At 65.0% G+C, this 721-nt stretch carries 2 protein-coding genes; both read right to left on the bottom strand.

Features of this window, described 5'->3' with window-relative positions:
• Nucleotides 1-184, bottom strand: a 184-nt coding sequence (locus EII34_RS15740) for a hypothetical protein (RefSeq protein ID WP_221620335.1), incomplete at its 3' end; no start/stop codon positions are given.
• A 6-nt stretch (nt 185-190) separates the two neighbouring features.
• Nucleotides 191-721: hypothetical protein (locus tag EII34_RS15735; RefSeq protein WP_221620333.1), on the bottom strand; the 531-nt coding region annotated here is incomplete at its 5' end.

Genomic DNA, 721 nt, shown 5'->3' with positions numbered 1-721 from the left:
TGCGGTGGACGACCTCCCAGCCGTCGAGGATGGTGATGTCCCAGGGGTCGGGTTGGCGGGTGGACATGTGGACGAGGGTGGGGCTGGTGGGTGTGGCTGGGGGTGGTTCGGGCGCGGTGGGGGTGCAGGCGGTGAGGGTGAGGGTCAGGGCGATGAGCGCGGCGGCGGTTCTGGGTGGGGTCATGGTGGTTCAGCTCTGGGATGCGGTGGGGGCGGGCTCGGGTGTGATCCAGTGGAAGGAGTCGAGCATCTGGTAGATCTCGGGTGGGATCGTCTCCTCCCAGTGGGCGGGTTGCAGGGTGAATTGCCACATCCCGTCATGGCGGACGACGAACCACGTCTCTTGGAGGGCATGGCGAGCCTCGGTGATGTCGACAGAGGAGAAGCCGAAGGCCTTCTCGCCTCCGATGAGTCGTTCGGGGAGGACGGTGATGTCCACGGTCTCGCGGAAGAGGAGTCGTTGGTGTTCGTGGTGGAACAGGTCCTGGGGTTCGATGGGGTAGCCGGGTGTGCTTCCCTTGTTCATTCTTTCGTAGACGCTGTCCCCGCGGCGCCTTTTGATGAAGAAACCTGCGGCCCTGGCGGCTTCAGACTTGCCCTCGAGGAGGTGGGTCACGGAGAGACCGAATTCGTTGCGGTGGACGACCTCCCAGCCGTCGAGGATGGTGATGTCCCAGGGGTCGGGTTGGCGGGTGGACATGTGGACGAGGGTGGGGCTGGT

Origin of the sequence: Arachnia propionica, assembly GCF_003859805.1 — a bacterium.
GTDB classification, from domain to species: domain Bacteria; phylum Actinomycetota; class Actinomycetes; order Propionibacteriales; family Propionibacteriaceae; genus Arachnia; species Arachnia propionica_C.
The sequence above is the reverse complement of the archived record's forward strand: the minus strand, read 5'-3'. Positions and strand labels throughout refer to the sequence as shown.